Raw genomic sequence first — 23,189 nt, 5'->3', positions numbered from 1 at the left:
ATTTATTTTTTAGCCAGAGAATAACTGTAAATCCGTATTTTTTCGTACTTTGGTAGCAACACAGCCTCTCAAATCTGCTCCTCTACCCCTGATTTTAGCGAATATTTTCATCCTTATAGGCTTTTAAAGCTAGCTACTTCAGCCCAAAAACACCTGATTTTTCCCCATTGCACTATTCAGAATTTAATAAGAAACTCAATTACATAAATACAGGACTTACGCAACTGGCACAGCGATCGCTTATGGGGGTAAAGACAAGATACGTGCAAAATTTACCACGATGTAAAGTTGTGTAAAATAGCCACAGATTTAGCTTCTATATCATTTTTTAACCTCTCTAGATTGGGATAAAAAGGAAGAATAACCTCTATCCCCAAAAAATTGCAATTTTTACTTAAATTAATAAATATTTGAGGTCTGAATAATGGTTAACTGGAATCTTCCTTCTTTAAGTTCGCGGAATTTCAGTGAGAAATTTTATACTTTTATTGTTCCCATTGAAAATAATCAAAATAATTTTGCTATTTTTAACTGGGGAATTGAAAAAAAATTATCTCAAAATTTTAAATTTCTTCAACAAAATAATGAAAAGGTTCAAAAGATGTGTTTAGATCAAAATGAAACCTATTTATTTGAATATTTTTTGAATATTTATCAATCTCAATCTACTATTAAAAATCAGAAACTTTTAGCACAATGGCATTTAGTAGCATATTTAGAAACTCCAGCTTTTCAAGCTATTAGAAGTTTAAAATTTAAGAGCTTTGAAAATCCTCAAGAGACTTGGAACTATTATTTTTATTTAGCTAAGTTATTAGCTAATGATATGAGTTTTATTTTAAAGATTTTTAAAAATTATAACAAGGATTTACAATCTTTACAAGATTACTTTCAATTAACATTTTTCAATAAAATTAGAGATATTTACTATAAAGAAACAGGTGAAGGTAAGTATTCAACATGGTTTTTGCTGAAAAAAACTGGCAAAAAAGAATTAACTAAGAAATTGAAGGAATTAGGTATAAGCAATTCGCAAATTGAACCGTATTTAGTTGCCAGAGATTGCTTGTTTGAAGTTTATAGTAAATCAGGTCAGCGTTGGTTGTGTCCTAACGAAATTAATTATAAAATGGCTACTGAATTCTGCCAGCGTCATTACTTCCAGATTGGGCTAGCAAAATTTAAGAAGTTAATTAATATGTGTATTGTTGCTTTACAATATTCTTTTAAAGTCAGTTATATTGGTGAAGACATTGAAACTTATTTGTTTGAGTCTAATAAGGTAGACAATATAAGTTATCTAGTTCCAATAGAATCCGAAGTTACCACTGAGAGCATATCGGACTATGTTATAGAACTTAATCGAGTACTTCTGAATGAGCTACAATTATTAAAACAAGAGACTGATAACAAAGTAATGTTACTTCTAAAATATGGGTTGCAACTAGGTGAAGCAAGCATTGCGCTTAAAATAGGTATTAATCAAGCTACAGTTAATCGTCGCTGTTCCCGCTTACGAAGACAGTTACTAATGTCTACTGCTAAATGGTTGAAGCTTCGGTTTTCCATCGATCTCATCAAGCTAGAAAATTTAGATGATTACATCGAAAAATGGTTAAAAGATTATTATAGTAATCAAATTGAGTTAGTAATTCAAGAAGCCTTTAAAAACAGTCTCAATCCTGATACAAGGGAAGTTTTGGAAGCTAAATATTTCTATGACGTAAACCATAACCAGCAAATCGTCAAATCTAAAACTAGTAGCAAGCAGGAGCAGACTTTAATGATAGACTATGCCAAAAAGCAATTAACCACCTACTTGATTGACTGGCTCAAAACTCAAAATAAACTAGAATTATGTAATAATTGTGACTTTAAAAACATTGAAAAGTTTATTGAAAAATGGTTGATTAATGACTCAAAAAATAGTTCAATAAATTCAACAATAAAACGAAGTCTTTAACGAATGCAAAGTTTAAAGGAATTAATTTATCATTTTCCCAAACATTTATGGTTAGAAATATCTCACCAAGAGCAAGAGCTAGCCGAAAAGCACTGTCAAAACAACTCTAATAATGTTGCTTGTCGAAATGCTTATGTAAATTATTTATGTTTTAATAAAATCATCAGTTATCTGGATGAGGAAAATAAGTTAGACTCTGACAGCTTTTTAGAACACTTAAACTATCAGAGTAGATTAAGTATTTGGGAATTTGTAAATGGTAGTGTTGTTGAACTTAAGCAAACGCAAATAATTATTATTCCCAGTGAATCAACAGAAATTGATGATTTTAGCGTTCCTTTTGAATGGGTAGATATTGCAAGTTGGGCAGGTAATTATTATCTAGCTGTGCAGATGAATTTGGAGCAGGATGAATCTTGGCTGCGAGTATGGGGATTTACAACTTATCGAAGTATTAAGAAAGGCAAGAAAGACAATATCAGACGAACTTACTCTTTAGAACGCAAGGATTTAATAGAAAATCTTAATGTCATGTGGGTAGGAATGGAGCTTTGCCCAGAAGAAAAACCGTTTGTTGCTTCTTTACCTACTTTGCCTCCTTATCAAGTAGAGATTTTGTTACAAAAACTAGGTAAACTAACTCTTCATTCTCTCAGATTAGAAGTGTCTTTTGAACAGTGGGCAATACTACTAGCGGAAGAGCGATGGAGACAGCAGCTATATCAATTACGTTTGAAAGGCAAAAAAGAATGTCAGTAGACCGAATAGTTTTGCGCTCGCTGTCCGGCTCACTGTGAGATGAATGGCACTAAGAAAAGCAGAAACGCTTATCAATTAAGCAGTTTGTAATTGTTTACGTAATTCATGCCGGGATTTTGTCATTAAGGGATAAGCTTTGGGGCGATGTTTCTTGACTCGTGCTTCACTAGGTGTAGCTGTAGCGAACTGCAATCATCGTTGTTTTCAGCCAGGATTAAATGCAACTGAACCTGCTTTTCCTCTGTTTGAGCCAGGATTAAAGCTCTTCAAGAATTATTCAAGAATAATGTGTTATTTAACATCAAGTATTTGCAACTGAATTTGATAGATGATAGCTGACAGATGAGCCTGTCTCAATTAAGTGACCATCCTCCATATAAATAATGCGATCAGCAATGTCCAAAATACGATTATCATGAGTCACCATCAAAATAGTACACCCTTGCTCTTTCGCTAAATGTTGCAATAGATCTACTACCTCTCGTCCTGATTTGCGATCTAAAGAAGCTGTAGGTTCATCAGCTAGAATAAGCTGAGGATAGGTGATAAGAGCGCGTGCTACCGCGACTCTTTGCTTTTCCCCACCAGAGAGATTTCGGGGATAGTGATGTATTTTATGGGCTAACCCAACTTCCTTTAAGATCGCCTCGGCTCTAGCGTAAGCAGTTCTTTGAGAATAAGAGGGATGAAGTTCAAGAGACATTAGAGTATTTTGCAGAGCCGTTAAACATTGCAATAAGTTATGTTCTTGAAAAATATAACCAATGTTGCGACGGTTACGAATGAGTTGATTTTTACTAGCCCTATAGAGTTCTTGTCCCATCACTTTCAAGCTTCCTGCTTGGAGAGAACGCAATCCACCAATTAAAGTCAGTAACGTGGTTTTTCCGGAGCCAGAAGGCCCACTCAGAATAATAATTTCTCCAGCGTTAATTTCTAGGTTAATATCAAACAAGACTTGTTGTTTTAAAAAACCGCGACCAAAAAAATGGTTAAGCCCAGTCGCAACAATAATTTTTTGAGAAGACATCATAATTTATTTAAAGATATCTGATGGATTAGCATAACGGAGTTTATTAACAGCAAGTGCGCCGGAAATACAACACATAAAAATAGTTGAGCAACAAATAAAGACAAGTCGATCAAAGTTCATGTAAATAGGTAATTTCGTAGCTTGTGTAGCCATATCATATAAACCCCAAGAAATAATTAAACCTGGGATATACCCTAATATGGCTAAAATAATAGATGACTGAAAAACAATTTTTAAAAGATATATATCTCTATAACCAATCGCTTTGAGAGTAGCATATTCAGCCAAATGATCTGAGACATCAGTATAAAGAACCTGATAAACAATAATCGTACCGACAACGAAGCTAAGAGCAGCCCCCAAACCAAAAATGAAGCCAATAGGTGTGTTATTTTTCCAATGATTCTTTTCCAAGTCAATAAATTCTTGCTTGGATAAAATCAAGACATCTTTATGAGGTAAAGTTGTCCTCATATTTTTAAGTACGCGCTCAACATTAGCCCCCTGTTTCAATTTAATAATGCCAAGAGAAATCAACCCTTTTTGAGAACGGGTACCAAAAATCCGCAGAAAGTTTAAATCGCTCGTGACCAAATGACCGTTATAACTAAAAGATGGCCCTAACTTAAACAGGTCACTAATTACTACCTCCCGTGAGGGGCCACCACCAGACGCTCCTACATCTAAATGAATCGGTTTTTGCGGATTAAATTTATCAGCTTGTATCCCGTATTCAGGTCGAGATAGGGCATCAAAAAGTAGGTTATCTTCTTGACGAATTTCTTTGAGATTTTTGCAGACTTCAGGTAAATCTAGAATACATCGCTCAGGATTGAATCCTATCGTCAGAATCATATATTTTAACCGATTAGTTGGGTTGGTTAACTGTGCTGCATCTAAATACACAGGAGCTACATATTCTACTTCTTCAAACTTACGAGCTTGATAAAGTCTTCGCTCTGAAAAAGGACGAAAGGAAACTAAAGAAATATATTGAGGACTGACTAAAATGATGTCTCCCTGCAAAACGTTATGTAAACGAGCGGCACTTTCAAATAAAGCACTACGAAACCCTAGTTGCATAAACATGAGCAGAACAGCAAAGCTAATTCCTGATAAAGCTACTACAAATTTGAATTTATTATAGGTTAGTTGTAACCAAGGCAAATAAATTCTATTTATCATATTTAGACCTCCTATTTAATAGAAATTTAAAGATTAATGCTAACCTCAACCTGGAGATTGGTTAAACTTTTGACTTGTTGACTATCTTTAGGAGACAAACGAATTTTCACTTCTGAAACTCTCGCATCAACATCTGCTGCTGGATCAGCATTAAAAATATCTTGTTTACCAATTTCTAAACCTGAAGAAATAACTGTTCCGGTTAATTTTTGTGGAAAAGCATCACTAGTAATTGTGGCTTTTTGACCTAGATGAACTTGATGAATATCAGTTTCATAGATTTCGGCAACAACATTCATTTGCTCTGTATAGGCCAGCTTCATGATTCCGCTATTGGTGGTATTGGTAGCACTGTTAATAGCTTCTCCTTGATGCGTATTGAGCTTTAAAACTTGACCATTAATCGGTGAACGAACATAGCTTAACTTCAAATCAGATTCGGTTTTTTTTAAAGCAGCGATCGCACTTTCCACATCAGCTTGAGCAACAGCAACATCAACAGGACGAACCTCACGAATCTGATCTAAAGTTGAACTAGCTTCCTGAATCTGCTTTTCGGAAGTATTAACCATTTGTTCAAGACTCAATTTCTCCTCTTGAATTTGCCAATTAAAGGTATCCATTGTTAGTCGTTTACTATCCGATAAAGACGTAGAAATAGCTCCTTCTTGATGTAAAAGTTCATAACGTTGATTCTCAGCTTTTGCATTGCTAAATTCAGCTTTTAAACGCGCAATTTTGGCTTTTTGAGTGGCAATTTGTCCTTGGAGATTTGCCTCTAAACTCGCCACTTTTTTATGCTGTGCTTCAATAGCCCCTGTTTTTGCCCCTGCCTTTACTTGCGCTAATTGAGATTGGGCAAACTTGACTTGACGTTTAGCTTGCTCAAGTGTTGCAACAAGGGTGTCATGTCCATCCAAAATAGCCACAACTTGACCAACTTGAACTTTATCGCCTTCCTCAACTAAAAGTTGAGCAATTCGGGTTCCACCTGCTGGGGAAGCTGCCAAAGCAATTACTTTCCCTTGCGGTTCTAAACGACCTAAAGCGGTGACTTTATGAGGTACAACCACAGGAGTTGCACTAGCGGCTAGGCTAGATTCTACAGGTCTAGAACGAGTCAGAAAATAGTATAAACTAACAATTGACAAACCACCAATCAACCCAATTAGTGCGATCAAATTGATTAAAAATCCCAGTCTGAGGCGAGGGGTCTGTGAGATGGTAGCCTTTTTCACAAGACAATCTCCTTTATGCTTTTAACTTTTAAATTTCTCGATTAACGTCTCAGTGGAGCAATCATCATTCGTAAAGAATAGGACTTACGCAATCACTCTCTGAAACTCTTATTTCTCCGTGTCCTCTGCGCCCTCTGTGGTTCGTTTTTTCATGATTTTGCATAAGTCCTGAATAAGTGAGAATTCAGATTGCTCCTAATACAGTGCAACTACAAATACTGCAACAAAAAAACTTGTATTTCTTGCATCTGTTAACTAACATCAAACATCATTACCAAGCTCCAACAGTAACAGAGCGATCGCGCCGCATAGGATAAGAAAGGAAATAATGCTGGCGAATATGCTCTAAATTACATGTCTGCGCTACCCCAGGCATAGCAAATAACTCTTGGAGGTAACGCCACAAATTGGGATACTCAACAATTCGGCGTTGGTTGCACTCAAATGCCTCATAATAAGCGCAATCAAAACGAATCAAGGTCACAAAAAAACACCAATCTGCTTCAGTAATAGCCTCACCACCAATAAAACGATTGTGAGCCAGAACTTGTTCCCAGTAATCTAAAGCAGCAAACAATTGGGCGATTGCTTCATCGTAAATTGACTGCGTTTGGGCAAAGCCTACACGGTAGACACCGTTATTGATTGGGTAAAGTGCTTGAATAGTCTCATCGATCGCCGCTTCTGTCTCACGAGTACAAAAATGTACTGACGATTCAGCACAAGCATCAAATTCCAAATCCAACATTCTCATTATTTCTAGAGATTCATTATTGACAATCGTTTGTGTCAATTGATCCCAGAGAACAGGAACCGTTGCTCTGCCTGTATAATTAGAATTTGCACGAATATAAATGTCCCGCAAGAACCTAGCATTGTTCACCGTGTCCGGTAAACACCCTAGTCGATCAGTGAACTCCCATCCATCCTTGCTAGCAACTGGATCTGCAATGGAAACCGAGATCGCCTTCTCAAGCCCCTTCAGCTTTCTCATCAACAAAACCCGATGCGCCCAAGGACAAGACAGAGTTACATAGAGATGATAACGATGAGGTGTCGCAGGGTAAGATGATGAGCCGTCTGCGGTAATGCGCTCCCGAAAAGTTGTCGGAGTACGCATATACTCACCTTTTTTGCTAGGAGGTTTACTTTCAATAATCCACTTTCCGTCAACAAAGTAACCCACTTTGTGTCCTCTGATTAATTTGGGACTGCTTCAACAATGCAAGTTACCTGCTCTACAGGTAAAAATCGCTTCAAAGCAAAGCCAGAACTACTCAGCAGAGAAGTAAACTCTTCTTGAGTTCGCTCCCGACCTCCAGTCAGAACAAGCATATTCAAATCTGTCATCCGGGCTAATGTTGGCTCTTGCTGATTAGATAAAACCATTTCCACCAGTAAGAGGCGTCCTTGTTCATCGATTGCACGGCGGCAATTGTTTAATATTGATAGAGATCGGTCGTTGTCCCAATCGTGAATAATGTTTGATAACACATAAGTATCACCTCCGGTAGGAACTGTTTCAAAAAAGTCCCCACCAACAATGTCACAGCGATCTAAGACACCGTAAGCTGACAATACGGTATTTGCTTGGGTGACGACATCTGGTTGATCGAATAGAACTCCTTTGAGGCTAGGATTTGCGGCCAGGATTAGCCCGATCAAAGTGCCGCACCCGCCACCAACATCCACCAGTCGTTTGCAACTGGAAAAATCATAGGTGGTAAGTACTTTTGGGTAGAGGAATGCAGCTAGTCCCGTCATCGCATCATTAAAGGTCTTGGCTACTTCTGGTTTGCTATGGAGATACTGAAATAAGTTGGTATTGTAGACGCGATCAAAAGCAGTATTTCCTGTTTGCACAGTCTCCAACACGTTACCCCAAGCTTGATAGAACTCCTCTCCCCACAGTAAGGCAAGGCTACTTAGTCCTCCTGCTGCTCCTGAAAGTAGCAGTGACCCAATATCAGTTAAGACAAAAGTCCCAAGACGAATTTCAGATACAATCCCAACGCTTACCAGTCCTTGAAGAAGGCGATACAGTACTTCTGGGTTCGCGTTTACTTTCTGAGCTAGAGCTTGATAATCTGTCGCATCTACTAACAAATCAATCACTCCCAGCTTGACCACAGCGTAGATAGATTGGGAGATCCAGGGAGCCGCAATCATTTTGATCAGTTCAAATTCATTACGTGTTTCCATTACAAATCCTTGCCTCTTGTAACTTTTGGTTGTTTTACTAAGTAATTCAATTTGGGTATTAGTAGCATCGGAACAGAAAACCGGGATAAGTCATATTACATGAACACTACAAAAGTTTTTAAACGCTCAAACCCTTACTTTATGGTTATGCAGTTACTTGGCTATTTTCCAAATGAGCTACTACAACCCTTCAGAAAATCCCCATGCAATAAGATTTTTCAGATCAACTCGGTTTTCTGTTCCAATGATTCTCATAATTGCTTCTTCAGCTATCGGAAATCTTCTAAAGAGAAGCCAGAGTAGGCTGATTGATCGTCGTGTCGATTTGGTCTAACCACCGAGTGAGTAACGAATACTCAGACAACACTGCTGATAAATCATCGAGTTGGGACTGTTTAATAATTTGCAGAATCGAAAAGACTGCCAAATCTGCGGCGGTGATCGCTTCATCGATTAAAAATGATCGCTCGCCAAGTTTCTGTTCCAAACACCAACAGGCTTCTTGAAAACGCTTCAGCCGCTCTGATGAAGGTAGTTGAGCAATGCCTTGGGCCTCAAGTCGTTTGAGTACCTTCTGACGGATAAGTGTAGGAATAATCGGGCGTAGTGGGGCAGGAAGGTTTTTAAAAGCGGCTGCCTTAAATTGGTTAAAATGTTCTAAGATGACCCAGCGAGAATAGACTAAAAACCAGTAAAAAGATTCGTCACTCCAGTCTTCTAATAAGAGCGTTTCAGCTCGTTTTTGTTCATCGGTTGGATACAACAGAGCGCGATTAGGGACTAGCTCGTCAAGCAAGTTTAAGATATTGGTAGAATCTTCAACGATTTGGCCATCAATTTTAATCGCAGGAAGTTTACCTCGTTTGAGCCAGCTAGGAGGGCGATCAACAACGGTGATCTGATGGTCAATTTGCTTATAACGCAGAGCTGCAATGACTTTCAAACAAAAAGGAGAAGAAGAGGGGAGGCCATTAATTCCAGACCAAACAAACACTTCAATTTTTTTCATGGCTAATCTTCCTAGAAAGTATCGTCACATTTCTTATTTCTACAACCCTTTGTTGAATTTCTTAAGATTGTTTTACACAGAGCCTCAACAGTGAATGTTTCAGTGAACCTTAATTGCTACAACTTAAAGACAAGGTTTTCCTGAAAGCAGGCAATTGCCTTATTGTTTGTAACCATACCCGTGTAGCAGGGTAAGCCTCTAGCGTCAGTCCACTGATGCAAAGTAAGGTGTCCAAACCCGGTGCATAAGCAATATCTGCTAATGTAAACGAGCCAAACAGGAAGGAGTTAGCTTGCTTTTGCAAACTCTGTTCTAAAAACAACAAGGCGTTATTTTTAAATTGAGCTAGTTCAGTCTCAATCCACGGTTGGTTTCTTTGCTCAACTGGCTTGCGGAACTCGCGCAAGATTCGAGAAATGTGAGGATAAAAAACCTGATCGGCATATACCGTACTCATCCGTACCTTGGCTCGCTCAACCTCATCTTGTGGTAATAACGGAGGTTCGGGGAATTTTTCTTCTAAAAATTCATTGATGACGGCTGAGTCGTAAATGATGTGGTCACGGTACTGAAGGACAGGCACTTGACCGTGGGGGTTCAGCCGTAGAAAATCTAAACTTTTTTGTTGTCCCTGTTCTAGGTTGACAATAATTTCGTCATAAGGGATACCTTTATAGAGCAGAACTAAAAGAACTTTACGGCTGCAAGAAGATTTAGGAAAGTAGTGGAGGGTAAGTTGATGCATTGCAATTCTTTGTAATGAAAATTATCCTACTAAAAGGGGTTTAAAACCCCATCCCCAATGCCAAAGCTTGTTTTGTGTTGGGGTCTAAATCCCCAGACGCTCGTTCGCGCAGCGTGCCGTAGGCAAGACTCGCTAACGCTTCGCTATCACAAAACGTAATTGCGAATTGTTTAATCAAGGGGTTGAGAGGCTGGTTGCCCCAGAAGAACCACAACACTCTGTCCATCGCGATCGCGTCCATTGACCAAGATATGATTTAACAGACGAGGCTGAGACTTTCCTACGATATGCTGACCTAGAGGTGGTACTTTCAGCGAACCTGTCTGCAAACAAGTCGGTAGAACAGTCTGCCGCTCTAAACTCAGACAAGCTAGCGCCAGGTCTAATGCCATGTTTGCCCCCACTAAATTGCCATACATGGATTTTGGGGAACTCATAGCCAACTGCTCATGGTTTCCGAAGACTGCGTGGAGAGCATGGTATTCCTCACCATCCTTTTCGGGCGTTCCGAACGCATCCAACAAAACATAATCAATGTCTTGGGGGGATAGCTGGGCAATTTCTAAGCAACGACGTAAGCACCCTTCTAGGCACATTCCCCTAGCGATTGCTAGAACTTCTGCGTAAATCTTGGCTCCCCGTGCTTGCGCCTGTTCCTGAGATTCCAACAGTACGATCGCTGCGCCTTCTCCTAACAAACAGCCATCTGCTTCTTGGCTAAAAGGTCGATATTGATTTTGTGCTGAGGTTTGCCCATCTTCTCGAAAGGCGTTTAACACTAAGGCACTCAAAGGGGACTCCGCACCGCCTACTAACAGGGCATCCAATCGCTGCCTTTCAATCAGCCACATCGATTGTTCGAGGGCTAGACCAGCGCTGATCCGTTCCCCGGCGATCGTCTTGCTGTAACCGCCAATGCTATACAAAATCGAGATTTCACCTTGAGGAGCTGCGGGAAACCAAGCTGTCGCCACATAAGGGTTAATCGCTTGCATACCCTCGGTGTAAAGCGGGTACATCATCGGTTCGACATAAGACCACCCACCCGTGCAGTTCCCCATCAAAATGCCAAGGCGATCGCGCGTTTGGTCATTTAAAGGAAACTGGGAATCTTGTAAAACTCCATTGACAGCAGCTAAAGACAAAATTGTAAACCGATCCAATTTTTTTAACTGACGCTTGCTCAGATTGTGGTCTAATTGGTCATCATCGACACAGGCAACCCATTGCTCAGCTGGCTCGTCGTTAAATATTTTTAGAGGTTGAAAAAGAGGAGTACCTTTAGCCAGAGTTTGCCAAACTGTTTCTAAATCGCTACCAGCAGGTGTAGCCAAACCAATTCCAGAAATAACGCAACGGTGTTGGTTAGACATTACCTACCTCCTCATATTTACGGATTACTAAGCTCGAATGAATACCTGAAAATCCACTACTAGTTTTGAGAAGGCAACGGCTCGATTGTTGACGAGCTTCATTGGCTACCACATTCAGAGGGCAGAGGGGGTCTTGTTGCGTTAGGTTAATCGTTGGTGGAATGATACCTGTCCTCAGAGAAAGAACCGAAGCAATGACTTCAATACTGTTAGAAGCTGAGAGGGGATGACCAATTTGCGATTTAGTAGATGTGACTGGAATTGTAGAGGCACGGTCTCCAAACAGATGTCTAAATGCATTGGCTTCCGCTACATCATTCTGAGGCGTAGAAGAACCATGAGCATTAATCGAGTCAATTTCATCAGTAGTAATACCTGCATCTTGGAGCGCTAATTGTACTGATTTAGCAATCCGCAGTCCATCCTGGGGAATATCTGTCATGTGATAATAATTATTGACACTGCCGAAGCCAGCAACTTCAGCCAAAATTGTGGCTCCCCGCGCCTGGGCATGGTCTAAGCTTTCCACTACTAAGATGCCACAGCCTTCAGCCAAAACAAAGCCATCGCGATCGTAATCAAAGGGACGACTCGCTTGCTGGGGTTCAGCGTTACGTAGGGAGGTTGCACCAATTTTACCAAAGGCAGCCACGGTTAGGGGGGTAATCGGAGCTTCTGTAGAGCCAGTTACTGCCACATCCACTACTCCTGAGCGAATTGCTTCTAGGGCGTAGCCAATGGCATCCAGTCCACCTGTGCAACCTGTGGTCACTGTTGTGTATCCCCCTCCCAAACCAAAGTGGCGAGCGAGACATTTAGCCGTGCTATTGAAGCCAAAGGCATCCAATAGAGAGCGAGATGCTGCAAAGGGCTGTATAGCTTGTAAAGGCTTGTGTCCTCCCCGACTTTGATGGACAAATGACTGCTCCATTTTGGTAATCTGAGCAATGGCTGTCGAGATAAACACACCACAACGTTGGTGATTCCAAGAACGCTCTAGGTTAAACAACCCTGCTGATTTGAGGGCTTCTTGAGTGGCAACTAGGGCAAAAAGCGTACTCCGATCTAGGGTAGGGGGTAAGTGAGGAATACTTTCCCAAGGATCAAAGTCATCAACAATCCCTGCCATTTGGCTTTGGGTTTGGGGGATTTTAAAGGCAGTAATCTGACGAACAGCAGAACGTCCTTGGCAACAATTTTTCCAAAACTCCCCTACACTTTTACCATTGGGATTAAGAGTTCCCATCCCTGTAATCACAACTTTTTGACTCATAGTCTTTACAGTTCCTTAGCAGTTATACGAAATCAAGCCAAAAGGGTAGGGTTGAGACGATTTTCTGAAAGTGCAAGTAATCGCTCTTGTTTGTTGATTTCTCGGCTCACCTGGGCTAAACCATACTCAATTTCAACAAGAGCTTTGAGTTGGTATAATTCCTGCTGTAATTGATCTAACTGAGATTCAATCTGTTCAAATGTCCAATTTGCTGGTAGACGAATTTCAAAAGTTACTTGAGTGTTGTCATTCTCTCCAGTCAGGTTGATATAAGCAGACTCCAGTCGATTTCCGATTAAAGAGTTAATAATCAGTTGTTTTCCAGCTTCAGTCTGAACTTGTTCGATCCAAGTTGTAGCTTCACCAAACTTGGTTTGGACAGCATAACGTCCCTGGTTAGCCGAACCAACTTGCAAGAAAAACTTCGTCCACCGGGGTAAATTGGGAACAAGGCAGAGAAAATTGGCAACAGAATTAGCAGTTGCCACGATCGAGACAGAACAAAAATAAACGGTAAAATTCATAATTACAATTTCTCAACTCAAAAATCTGTAATTTTGACTCTGAAACAAACTCTGCGTACCTTTGTGTTTTTAAACACAAAATGACACTCAACAAATCATTGCAACAACCCGACTCCAACCTGCACCACAGCGACGCAACTTAATCGGGAAACAAGCCACGGTAAAACCTGAATAGACAGGCAACTTCTCCAAATTAGTCAACCGCTCAATTTGGCAATACTCCCGTTTGCGTCCGTAAAGATGAGCTGGCCATAAGACATCAGAATCTTGGGTATGATGATAGTCCTCTAGCATCCGGTGAAAGGGTGGATCGAACCCAAAGCTATCAACTCCAATCACTTTGATGCCTTGATTGACTAACCAAGCAGTTGCCTCACGGCTAACTCCCCGAAAATCTGTAAAATACTCTGCCTTGCCCCAAAGTCGTTCAGCACCCGTCCGCACTAAAACAATATCAAAGGGTTTGAGTGAGTAAGCGATCGCTTCCAACTGGTGTTGAATTTCACTGCAACTCACGGGCTGATTAGCAGGGCCTCCAGAACAATCCAAGAGTACACCATCTCGAAAAAACCACTCTAGAGGTAATTCTTCAATCGTTTTGGCTATTTCTCCTGCACAAAGGGGGCCGTAGTGGGCAGGAGCGTCTAAATGAGTACCGGAGTGAGTGGTACACCGCACATATTCCAAGGACAAGCCCATTTGGTCAGGGAATGCCTGTCGGTCAATACCAATCGGTTTCCCTAGTATATCCGCTCCTTCAGCATGACTAACATAGTCGATTTCAACCGGAACTGGTTCACTAGGGGTTGGTTCTAAAGTCACACTTAAATCGAAGAACTGCATAATTCCCTCACCACAGTGAAATAATGGTCAGCATCTTGTTCAAGATTGTCGCTAAGTGCCATTAACTTGAGAAAGTAAAGCCTTACCAAAAGATCGACAACTTGATTGAGAGACAACCCCTCTGCCTGTCTCAATTTTTCCCAAGTCCACACTTGTCCAACTGTAGGTTCTAAATGCTGACGCCAATCCTCAAATGCGGGGCTACAGGGAGATAGCACTTCAATAGCATCATGCTCACCGCCTAAGAAAGCCAGTTTTTGAGAGACTTGACAGCACTCTAACCACTGCTCAAATAGTTGTTGATGGGCTGTCAGATTGTGAGCATATTGTTGTATAAAAGATTTTCTTTGTTTGCCAGCATTACGGAAAGCTACATAAAAATAATTCGGGAAGATCCCAAATCCAAATACGGGGTCTTCTGACCACTTACGCCCTCGAATGGGAAAGGAGACTTTGATATAGGTGCGATAGGGAGGAGATGTTGGGGCGAAACGGCGATCGCGATTGATCCGCATCACAGTGGTATTGACGCGATAGGAAACATCCAAATCAGGATTGAGCTTGGTGAGAAACGGTGCTAAAGACTCAATCAAATTGCGAATAGGGGTAACAACTTCAAACTGGTAGCGTTGACGCTGTTCATCAAACCATGTTTTAGAATTATTTTCAGCTAATGCTTGCAAGAATTGAAATGTTGGCTGACGAAGCGGGAAGGCAGTTGGTACAGATTGATACACAGATATAAGGCCTACTACAAAAACTCTCTTTAACTAATAGTTGCATAAGCTTGACGCGCTACTGTCATAGCGGAAGTTGGTGTAGTTAGCCTTGTCTGGTTTGTAGAGCCAATACCTGCAATTAAATTCAGGAAAGCCAAAGGTACTCCCCAAGGCAGATGCGGATCGGCACAGGACATTCTTAATTGCTGCAATGGTAAGCTATCTAACCAAGTTTTTGCTTCTTGTTGTCGCTGCTGGAACAGTGTCCGTAGTTGTTCGTCGTAGGCGGCAAAACCCTCGTGTGTCCAAGCCTTACCTTGTTTAAGACAAGCGGCTAAAGTGTCGGCGGCTATTTCTCCACTATCCATCGCCACGGCTACCCCATTGGAGAAGAAAGGATCGGCAAATACGCCTGCTTCTCCCACAATGAGAAACCCCGAACCAGAAAATTGTCGGCACGTCCAAGTTTTATTAATCACAGGTAAGACTGGCAGAACTTGCTCAGAAACAGCGATCGCTTGGGCTAATGGCTTCCAAGTGGCAATCAGAGAATAAAACAATTGGGTGCGATCGCTGTCATAAGCAGTAGCTTTGGCTTGAGCTAGCACTGTCACCACACTAACGCGATCGCCAAGCAATGGAGCAATTAAAATATAGCCACCATCGACAGCAATCACTGTCATTCCCCCATCAGGAAGCAATTCCTGAAACGCCGGATGGACAAAGTGAGAAAACACAGCAATCCGTTCATCAAGTTGGTTGCTTTCTTCTTTCAAACCCAGATAAGCAGGGATTAAGGAAAACTTTCCACTAGCATCAATTACAGCCTTGCCTTGATATTCCTGTACAGTTTCTGATGTTCGACAACGAACACCAGTAATTTGTTTGTCTGTTGAGATCAATGCTTCTACTAGGCTGGCTGAGGCGTAGGTAACTCCATGAGCGATCGCGCTATTCACCAACATTTGGTCAAATTCTGACCGATTAAGACACATCCCTTGATAGTCATTAGTGGGTTGACTCAGTTTGACTGTCATTTGGATGTCACAGGTATCATCTGGGACCACAAAACGAACTGGCTGAGGCTCTTTAATAGCTGTTGGAAACTTTTCAGCAATGCCTAGACGTGACAATAATGGCGATCGCAGACCAAAGCAAGTTTGAGGAATTTGAGGAGTGGGTTGGACACCCCGATCAATCATCAGCACGTCTAACCCTTGTTGGGCAAGAAGATTGGCAACTGTCGCTCCGCCTGGCCCAGCCCCAATGACAATAACATCATGAAATTCACTAGACATAACTAAGCACTAATAGTGTATATGAATGGGAGCATCCCATTTTGGAATATTTAGGTTGAAACTGGGATGCTACCTTAGTTAACTAATGCCGACTTCGCCGAGTAGATTTTATGCCGCTCTACTACTGAAATATTGTTCATAGTGATGCTGAAAAGTCTTCAGCAAGGTTTCTAGGCGTACCTGAAAAGATGCGTGAAATTGTTCTGTCCAGCCCAAATATTCTTCATCTGTTTCTGTGGGATGGCACAGCAATTCATACTTGCGTTCGGCAACAATCACACATCCCCCATCTGAGGTTGGGAATAATCGCCAAGCACCTTGATGAAAACTCATCATTGGTGGTGGCTCAGGATTAAAAAAGAGAATGTCTTGTCCACAACGAAAGCGGATGACACGCAGATTTTCTTGTCGCCCTGCTCGCTCTACCCACATCACGCACTCTTGATGGGTTCCATCGTCATATTTAATAACTGTTTGTGTGATTGGCTGCCAAATATTTTGGAACTGTTGCATCTGCCACAAGTCATTAAAAACCTGAGAGACGGGTGCAGCGACAGTAGCTTTGACACACAAGGTTTTCATTCTTATCTCACCCCCTCTAAACTGGTTTTAAACAGACCCAGATTGTGGTGTAGATAGCCGCGTAATTTTGTTTCTACGTCTTGATAAGCTGTTGCTTTGTCCTCATCTTTGGTAGTTGCGTCGGGAAGTAGGAGTTCAAACCAGCGTTGGGCTGTGACTTGAACCACACCTTGATGCTCCTCGAATGTCCAGCAACCTGTCATGCTTTTAAAACCAGGTGGTGGGACAGGCTGAAATAATTCAATGCGAGCATTAGGACAGCAAAAGCGGATACCTCGGATTGTCTCAGCCCCGTTAGGACGATCAACGGTCATTAAAAACTCTTGATGATAGCCGTCGTCGTAAAGAGTTTGCACGTCTAAGACATCTGGAAGTACCTTTTGCCAATTACTCAAATTGGCAAATGCATCAAACACCTTGTCGATGGTTTGTTCAATAAAAATGGTTTCAGCAATCACGATTGTCTCCCGTTTGCTACTATGTCAGTTTCGAGAATGCGTTTCCAGTTTTCTAGAGCAAAGTTAGCATGATTTAACAGTAGGCTAGATACTCTTTGTTCATAGTTACTTTCATCTTGTCCAAAGATATCTGCGGACTTTTCATGATTGAGATTCCAGTTGTGGAAGGTTATTACCTGGCATTGTTTGTCTGTTAGAGGAATAAATTGCCAACCGCCGGCATGGTGTTTAAGAAATGGTGGTGGTTCTGGTTGGAAAAATCCAATCTGCCGCTTGTCAGCATCGCACAACCGTACTGACCTGACTTTTAAAGCTCCAGCATCTTTCTCAGAGAGTACAGTCATGGTAAATTCTTGGTAGTTGCCGTCATCATAAAGCACATTCACTTGCTTAACGTGGGGCAGTAATTTCGGCCAGTCTTGGAGGTGAAATAGTGCTTGATAAACTGTTTCAACCTCGCGATCAATGACAATACTAGTTTGACAATTGAACTCAAAACCCTTATCTGTGGTCATTGGGGAACTCCGATAAACTGTTGGACAAACTGAGTTAATTCTCCTAGAGAAAAGCTTTTGCTCAAAATATTAGGAGGAAGTTCAACACTAAAATATTCTTCTAGATTGCAATGCAACTCTACAATCTCTTGAGAATCCATACCGATGTTTTCTCCTAGCATAGAAGAAGCATTTAGATCGGTTGTTTCAATGTCCATTCCTTTGAGAACACTCAAAATCTCTGCGATGCTCATCTTGTTTTCCTTGTCTGATTTATTTGTGAAATAGTCAAATCAGGTTATTAAAATACTTCACCTAGCCAGCGTTCACGTTTACTGGCAACTAAATCGACCATAGAGATATTCATTGCCCAGTTGGGTTGCTCAATGGCTGAGATGTCTCCCCAGAAGCTGGGGTTGACAAATTCTAGTAAGACGTTCATACGCCACTCTTTGCCTAATTCGGTCATGATGATGCGATCGCTGAGAATTTCGACTAATCCTTTATTTTGCAATTTCGTAACGATATCGCCAAAATCGTCTAAAAATTCGCAGCCAAACTGTTGGCGATAAGCGGCAAACTCAATGTCAAAATATTGGAAGGCAAAGATTGCGTAACGCTCTTTACGGATTCTAGGAGACATGTGGTTAGAAACCGCCGTAATCATGTGCTCACCTCGATTGACCGTCTCAATGTAACTGTCAACGTCTTTTTTGGTGCCGGTGCGGTAACTGTTGATAAAACTATATGCTCCCGCCCCAATGCCTAAAGCATCACGAGCTTCTTTGAACGTATACCAATTGTACGGGTTATCATACCCTGACTGAGCAAAATGGTCGAACATGTACATTTTGTACCCCAGCTTGTCAGCGTACTTCACCGCTTCCTGATACATACTCATTACATATTCAGAATCGGGGTCAAACACAGGAGGGACTTCTCCCTTTTTGATTAACATATCCTGCGGTGTCCCTTCATGGATGCGGTAGAGATAGATGGTGAAATGTTTAATATCGAGACTCTCCAACATCTTCAAATCACGTTTCCAGGCTTCAATGGTGTGACCTGGCATGTTGTACATCATGTCCATCTGGATATTGTTGAAGCCACGCTTATTGAGACCATTGATGGTTGCAAGGCTGGACTCCGCCGCATGGGGGGACCCGACAATACGCAATACGGTTTCATCAAAAGACTGCACACCAAGACTTACACGGTTGATGGGTGAGTTGGCAACGTAATCTAGCTTATCTTCGGTGAAGTCTCTGGCGTTGCCTTCTAATGTCAAAGAGTAGTCATTTGCCACCGGAAAGCTTTCAAACAAAGCATCAACAACGCGCTTAAGGTTGTAGGTTTTGAGAATTGAACCAGTTCCACCACCAATATAAATCGCTCGTAAGGAACCATCACGCCAGCGTGGATAACTACCCCAGCGACGAATATCTTTAATGAGCGCATCTACATACCGCTCTTCGTAATCAGCTGAATCGTTTTCACTTAATATCTGCACGAAGTAGGGACAAGCTTTACAGCGAACTCGACAGAAGGGAATGGAAATGTAAACAACATAGTCTCCTGCCGATTCGTTTAATCCTAAGTGCGATTGAACAAAATTGCTGCCTAAGGGATTTTCCCACATGGCAGGAGGGTATAAAATAAATGGGAGTCTACATTTCTCGGGATAAGGTTTGGTTCTGTTACTGTCTAAGGTCAACATAACTATCAATGATTTATTTCTATAGACAGCATTGGAAATAATCTAGAGATTTAATGCACAGAGTGAGAAACATTATTTATACCTTTTAAATAGCTGAAACTAGTACAGAGCTTGACTTATAGCTTTTTTTATGCAATTAATATAACTTTACATAGTCCAGCAAAAAGTTAGTGTTGTCGGCTTGTCACTGTCGCATTATTTCCAGGACTTACGCAACTGGCACAGAGCGATCGCTAATTAATAGTACATAGGTATTAGTTTAATCTGATTTTAAAAGTCTTGAATTCGTAATAGAAGCTGGTGTATTGAAAGCAAAGCATGAAATATTCATGAGAAAATAGGTAGAGGTTGTATGAGATAAATGTTGTTTACGGTAATGAGATAACTCAAGCTTAATTACTGCCAATACTTATTAAGTAGTCAAATTAATTATACGATGACCAATTTGGCAGAGGATTTAGAGACTATTAGTCATGATGCAATTAACTACTATTTGAAGAGAGAAAAATTAAGACCTCGATTACTTTGGGATAACGTGAAAGAGGTAGTTGAGCCTGATACCAATGGTTATGTTGGTTTGGGTTAGATTAAAGAATTTCCCCTATCAAACTGGCCAAACTGTTTATCAAATCAAGCATAATTTGCTGTCTAATTATTTAATTCAGCAACTAAAACGCCCAAGTATTCCTATGTGCTTGGTTTGATTTAAATTGTTGTGTGGCGGGGTGTAGCCCCGCCCGCTATTTGTGCCAGTTGCGTAAGTCCTGTGTTAATTCTCTGGAACGGGTGTTAACAGCCTGGGAATAAGAATAAGCTGAGTAATGATAAATGTTCGCTGTCAAATTTAACTTGATTTAGTACTAGTAGTAATCTCATTTYCCTMAATATTATTTGGACTAATTCTTAAAATGGAGAGTCCAGAGTTACCTTGTATTCAATTTTTAGAGAAATCGCATATGATTATTACATCTCATTACTTGAATTTAGAATTTTCTCAAGACATCACCACTCTCGTAAATCTTCTACGCTATAAAGCTGTTGTTCAACCAAGTAAAGTAGCTTTTACCTTTCTAGAGGATGGAGAAATAAAAAAAGCAAGCCTGACTTATGAAGAATTAGATCGGCAGGCAAGAGCGCTCGCAGTACAATTACAATCCTTGGGAGTTGCAGGTTCTCGTGCTTTGTTGCTCTACCCACCAGGACTAGAATTTATTGCCGCTTTCTTTGGATGTTTGTATTCTCAAACGGTGGCTGTTCCGGCTTATCCGCCACGACGCAATCAGAATCTATCAAGGCTGCAAGCGATCGTTTCAGATGCGGATGCAAAGGTAGCACTCACCACAACCTGAGTGTTGACTAATTTGCAAGGTCGGTTGGCTGAAAGTCCAGAATTGGCATCTCTGCAATGGTTGGCTACTGATAATGTCAACAGTCAATTGGCATCAAATTGGCAAAAACCAGAAGTGAATGCCGACACCTTAGCTTTTCTCCAGTACACTTCTGGCTCTACAGGTACACCAAAAGGTGTAATGCTTACTCATGGTAATTTACTACACAACGAGGAAATGATCCGCAGGTCATTCCAACATACAGAAGAAAGTTTAGTTGTTGGTTGGTTGCCGCTATTCCATGACATGGGATTGATTGGTAATGTGCTATAACCCCTGTATCTAGGGGTACCAAGCATTCTGATGTCACCTGTAGAATTTCTCCAGCAACCTTTGCGTTGGCTCAAAGCAATTTCTCGCTACAAAGCAACTACCAGTGGCGGCCCTAATTTTGCTTATGACTTGTGCGTTCACAAGATTACACCAGAACAGCGTCAGGGTCTAGATTTGAGCAGTTGGAGTTTAGCTTTCAATGGTGCTGAGTACATTCGTGCCCAAACGCTAGATCGATTTGCAGCCACTTTCGCAGCTTGCGGTTTCCGTCGAGAAGCGTTTTACCCCTGTTATGGTATGGCTGAAAGCACTTTATTTGTTTCTGGAGGTGGCAAAAAATCACCACCGATAGTTTCTCAGGTCGAGGCGGGTGGAGCTTATGTACCTCTAGACCCAGATTATCCAGATGAACGCTTGAGTTTCATGTTATCGGATGCTCAAGTGTCAGTACTGTTGACGCAACAGCACCTTGTGGCAGGTTTACCCAAGCATGAGGCTGTTGTCTGTCTAGACAGTGATTAGCATCGCCCAGCAAAGTCAGAAAAATGCGATCGCTGAGGTGACATCCCACAACTTGGCTTATACCATCTACACTTCTGGGTCTACAGGCAAACCCAAAGGCGTACAAATTTTACATAGTGCTGTGGTCAATTTCTTATGTAGTATGCGCCAACAGCCAGGAATGACGGCAGACGATGTACTTCTGGGAGTGACGACTTTTACCTTTGACATTGCTGCTTTAGAAATTTTTCTGCCAATAATTGTAGGTGCCCGCTTAGTGATGGCAAAGCGTGAAGTCACAATTGATGGTAAACAGTTGTTAGATTTGCTAATCGACTCCGGCGCTACAGTTATGCAAGCTACCCCAGCAACCTGGCGATTACTGCTAGAAGCTGGATGGCAAGACTCCCATAAATTAAAAATACTTTGCGGGGGTGAAGCTTTACCTCAAAAGCTAGCCAATCAATTACAAGCAAGGAGTACTTCCTTGTGGAATGTTTATGGCCCAACGGAAACTACCATCTGGTCGCTAGTTTCTCAAGTCGAGTCTCAAGAAGAATTGATTTCTATCGGTCATCCGATTGCCAACACTGAAGTTTATATCTTAGACCGGCACCTGCAACCAGTTCCCATCGGCGTACCTGGAGAATTGCATATCGGTGGCGCAGGTTTAGCGCGAGGCTACCTTAACCGTCCTGAGTTGACACAAGACAAATTTATCCGCAATCCCTTCTATAGAGGCAGGGAGGACTCGGGGTCCCCTCTGGGAATAGGGGGGAAAGGGCAGCAGGGGAGCAGAGGGGTAAGAGAAGACCAATTCTCTAATTCCGCACGGCTTTACAAAACTGGGGACTTAGTTCGCTATCTGAACGACTATAGTATTGAATACCTGGGACGTATCGATTTTCTCGTAAAAATACGTGGTTTCCGGATTGAGTTAGGAGAGATAGAGGCTGTACTCAGTCAAGAGCCAAGTGTACTCCAGACGCTAGTTATTGCCCGCGAAGATGTTCCTGGCGATCGCCGCTTAGTCGCCTACATCGTACCGCAGGAACTAGCACCAACAACTACTGAATTGCGTCGCGTTCTCAAAGAAAAACTGCCTGATTACATGGTTCCATCCGCTTTCGTCATGCTGGAAGCTTGACCACTGACACCTAATGGCAAAGTAGACCGCCGTGCTTTACCAGCTCCTCAAAGTTTGCGCCCAGAGATAGCAGTTAATTATCAAATGCCTCAAACCGAAACCGAAATCTTGATTGCAGCTATCTGGGAAAAAATACTTCAATTAGAAAAGGTGGGTATTAATGACAACTTCTTCGATTTGGGCGGTCATTCATTACTGATGGTGCAGATTCATCACAAACTGGAAAAGATTTTTTCTCAATTATCGATGGTTGAAATGTTTAAATACCCGACTATTCACTCTTTAGCTAAACGCTTAACCCAGAATTTAAATGAAAAGTCTGTTTCTGTGCCAAGTTACGAACAATCTCATAATCGTCATGTTCGCAGAACTTCTATGAATCAACAAAGGCAGTTAAGGTCTCAAAATCGTTTGTTGAGCAAATAATAAAGGCTTAACAGGTATAGCAATCCTATGTCATTTGGA

Annotated in this window: 22 protein-coding genes and 1 pseudogene; 4 read left to right on the top strand and 19 right to left on the bottom strand. The window is 41.3% G+C overall.

Translation table 11 applies throughout. The features are described from left to right. Positions 1-424: 424 nt before the first annotated feature. Both FCR06_RS14685 and FCR06_RS14680 read left to right on the top strand, forming a co-directional pair. Complete coding sequence (locus tag FCR06_RS14685; protein ID WP_138500865.1) at positions 425-1,963, top strand: hypothetical protein; 1,539 nt, start codon at positions 425-427, stop codon at positions 1,961-1,963. Positions 1,964-1,966: 3 nt separating this feature from the next. Further along, positions 1,967-2,722, top strand: coding sequence for a DUF1822 family protein (locus FCR06_RS14680; protein ID WP_138500863.1), 756 nt, complete (start codon positions 1,967-1,969; stop codon positions 2,720-2,722). Between the two features lie 301 nt (positions 2,723-3,023). Here FCR06_RS14680 and FCR06_RS14675 read toward each other — a convergent pair whose 3' ends face one another. The 19 genes from FCR06_RS14675 to FCR06_RS14590 all read right to left on the bottom strand — a co-directional run bounded on the left by FCR06_RS14675 (position 3,024) and on the right by FCR06_RS14590 (position 19,337). Next, entirely contained in the window at positions 3,024-3,752 is a 729-nt protein-coding gene (locus FCR06_RS14675) for a DevA family ABC transporter ATP-binding protein (protein ID WP_138501053.1), read from the bottom strand. Between the two features lie 6 nt (positions 3,753-3,758). Then, positions 3,759-4,940 carry an ABC transporter permease DevC gene (gene devC, locus FCR06_RS14670; RefSeq protein WP_138500861.1) on the bottom strand — a complete coding sequence of 394 codons (1,182 nt, stop codon included), beginning with the start codon at positions 4,938-4,940 and terminating at the stop codon, positions 3,759-3,761. Positions 4,941-4,966: 26 nt separating this feature from the next. Further along, positions 4,967-6,178 carry an ABC exporter membrane fusion protein gene (locus tag FCR06_RS14665; RefSeq protein ID WP_223280146.1) on the bottom strand — a complete coding sequence of 404 codons (1,212 nt, stop codon included), beginning with the start codon at positions 6,176-6,178 and terminating at the stop codon, positions 4,967-4,969. 271 nt (positions 6,179-6,449) lie between these two features. Beyond that, positions 6,450-7,364, bottom strand: a complete 915-nt coding sequence (locus tag FCR06_RS14660; protein WP_223280145.1) for a glutathione S-transferase family protein — start codon at positions 7,362-7,364, stop codon at positions 6,450-6,452. A 14-nt stretch (positions 7,365-7,378) separates the two neighbouring features. Next, positions 7,379-8,380: an acetylserotonin O-methyltransferase gene (locus FCR06_RS14655; protein WP_223280144.1), complete on the bottom strand. Its 1,002-nt coding sequence runs from the start codon at positions 8,378-8,380 to the stop codon at positions 7,379-7,381. Between the two features lie 283 nt (positions 8,381-8,663). Next, positions 8,664-9,389 (bottom strand): glutathione S-transferase family protein, encoded by a 726-nt coding sequence (locus FCR06_RS14650; protein ID WP_138500859.1) that lies wholly within the window; start codon positions 9,387-9,389, stop codon positions 8,664-8,666. A gap of 109 nt (positions 9,390-9,498) precedes the next feature. Next, entirely contained in the window at positions 9,499-10,134 is a 636-nt protein-coding gene (locus tag FCR06_RS14645) for a glutathione S-transferase family protein (RefSeq protein WP_138500857.1), read from the bottom strand. A gap of 40 nt (positions 10,135-10,174) precedes the next feature. Further along, positions 10,175-10,312 (bottom strand): hypothetical protein, encoded by a 138-nt coding sequence (locus FCR06_RS32640; protein WP_189523430.1) that lies wholly within the window; start codon positions 10,310-10,312, stop codon positions 10,175-10,177. Continuing rightward, complete coding sequence (locus FCR06_RS14640) at positions 10,305-11,507, bottom strand: beta-ketoacyl-[acyl-carrier-protein] synthase family protein (protein WP_138500855.1); 1,203 nt, start codon at positions 11,505-11,507, stop codon at positions 10,305-10,307. Before FCR06_RS14640 ends, FCR06_RS32640 begins: the two co-directional genes overlap by 8 nt. After that, positions 11,500-12,780: a beta-ketoacyl-[acyl-carrier-protein] synthase family protein gene (locus FCR06_RS14635; protein ID WP_138500853.1), complete on the bottom strand. Its 1,281-nt coding sequence runs from the start codon at positions 12,778-12,780 to the stop codon at positions 11,500-11,502. The genes FCR06_RS14640 and FCR06_RS14635 overlap by 8 nt, the downstream gene beginning before the upstream one ends. A 32-nt stretch (positions 12,781-12,812) precedes the next feature. Then, a complete protein-coding gene (locus FCR06_RS14630; RefSeq protein WP_138500851.1) occupies positions 12,813-13,304 on the bottom strand; it encodes a hypothetical protein in 492 nt (163 codons plus the stop codon). An 87-nt stretch (positions 13,305-13,391) separates the two neighbouring features. Next, positions 13,392-14,147 (bottom strand): cyclase family protein, encoded by a 756-nt coding sequence (locus tag FCR06_RS14625; RefSeq protein ID WP_138500849.1) that lies wholly within the window; start codon positions 14,145-14,147, stop codon positions 13,392-13,394. After that, the gene (locus tag FCR06_RS14620) at positions 14,129-14,884 is read right to left on the bottom strand and encodes a DUF2461 family protein (RefSeq protein ID WP_189523429.1); all 756 of its coding nucleotides are present in this window, start codon (positions 14,882-14,884) and stop codon (positions 14,129-14,131) included. The genes FCR06_RS14625 and FCR06_RS14620 overlap by 19 nt, the downstream gene beginning before the upstream one ends. Before the next feature lie 29 nt (positions 14,885-14,913). Further along, positions 14,914-16,164 (bottom strand): NAD(P)/FAD-dependent oxidoreductase, encoded by a 1,251-nt coding sequence (locus tag FCR06_RS14615; protein WP_138500845.1) that lies wholly within the window; start codon positions 16,162-16,164, stop codon positions 14,914-14,916. A 108-nt stretch (positions 16,165-16,272) separates the two neighbouring features. Continuing rightward, positions 16,273-16,746 carry a hypothetical protein gene (locus FCR06_RS14610; protein ID WP_138500843.1) on the bottom strand — a complete coding sequence of 158 codons (474 nt, stop codon included), beginning with the start codon at positions 16,744-16,746 and terminating at the stop codon, positions 16,273-16,275. Positions 16,747-16,748: 2 nt separating this feature from the next. Continuing rightward, complete coding sequence (locus FCR06_RS14605) at positions 16,749-17,204, bottom strand: hypothetical protein (RefSeq protein ID WP_138500841.1); 456 nt, start codon at positions 17,202-17,204, stop codon at positions 16,749-16,751. Next, positions 17,201-17,719, bottom strand: a complete 519-nt coding sequence (locus FCR06_RS14600; protein WP_138500839.1) for an SRPBCC family protein — start codon at positions 17,717-17,719, stop codon at positions 17,201-17,203. Before FCR06_RS14600 ends, FCR06_RS14605 begins: the two co-directional genes overlap by 4 nt. Continuing rightward, positions 17,716-17,952 carry an acyl carrier protein gene (locus FCR06_RS14595; RefSeq protein ID WP_138500837.1) on the bottom strand — a complete coding sequence of 79 codons (237 nt, stop codon included), beginning with the start codon at positions 17,950-17,952 and terminating at the stop codon, positions 17,716-17,718. The genes FCR06_RS14600 and FCR06_RS14595 overlap by 4 nt, the downstream gene beginning before the upstream one ends. A gap of 47 nt (positions 17,953-17,999) precedes the next feature. Next, complete coding sequence (locus FCR06_RS14590; RefSeq protein WP_189523428.1) at positions 18,000-19,337, bottom strand: coproporphyrinogen-III oxidase family protein; 1,338 nt, start codon at positions 19,335-19,337, stop codon at positions 18,000-18,002. A gap of 514 nt (positions 19,338-19,851) precedes the next feature. Between FCR06_RS14590 and FCR06_RS14585 the strand changes: the two genes are divergently transcribed. Continuing rightward, positions 19,852-20,001: a hypothetical protein gene (locus FCR06_RS14585; RefSeq protein ID WP_223280143.1), complete on the top strand. Its 150-nt coding sequence runs from the start codon at positions 19,852-19,854 to the stop codon at positions 19,999-20,001. Positions 20,002-20,371: 370 nt separating this feature from the next. Next, positions 20,372-23,150, top strand: a pseudogene (locus FCR06_RS33555) (amino acid adenylation domain-containing protein). Positions 23,151-23,189: the final 39 nt, after the last annotated feature.

Origin of the sequence: Nostoc sp. PA-18-2419, from assembly GCF_005869855.1 — a bacterium.
GTDB lineage: Bacteria > Cyanobacteriota > Cyanobacteriia > Cyanobacteriales > Nostocaceae > Nostoc.
The sequence above is the reverse complement of the archived record's forward strand: the minus strand, read 5'-3'. Positions and strand labels throughout refer to the sequence as shown.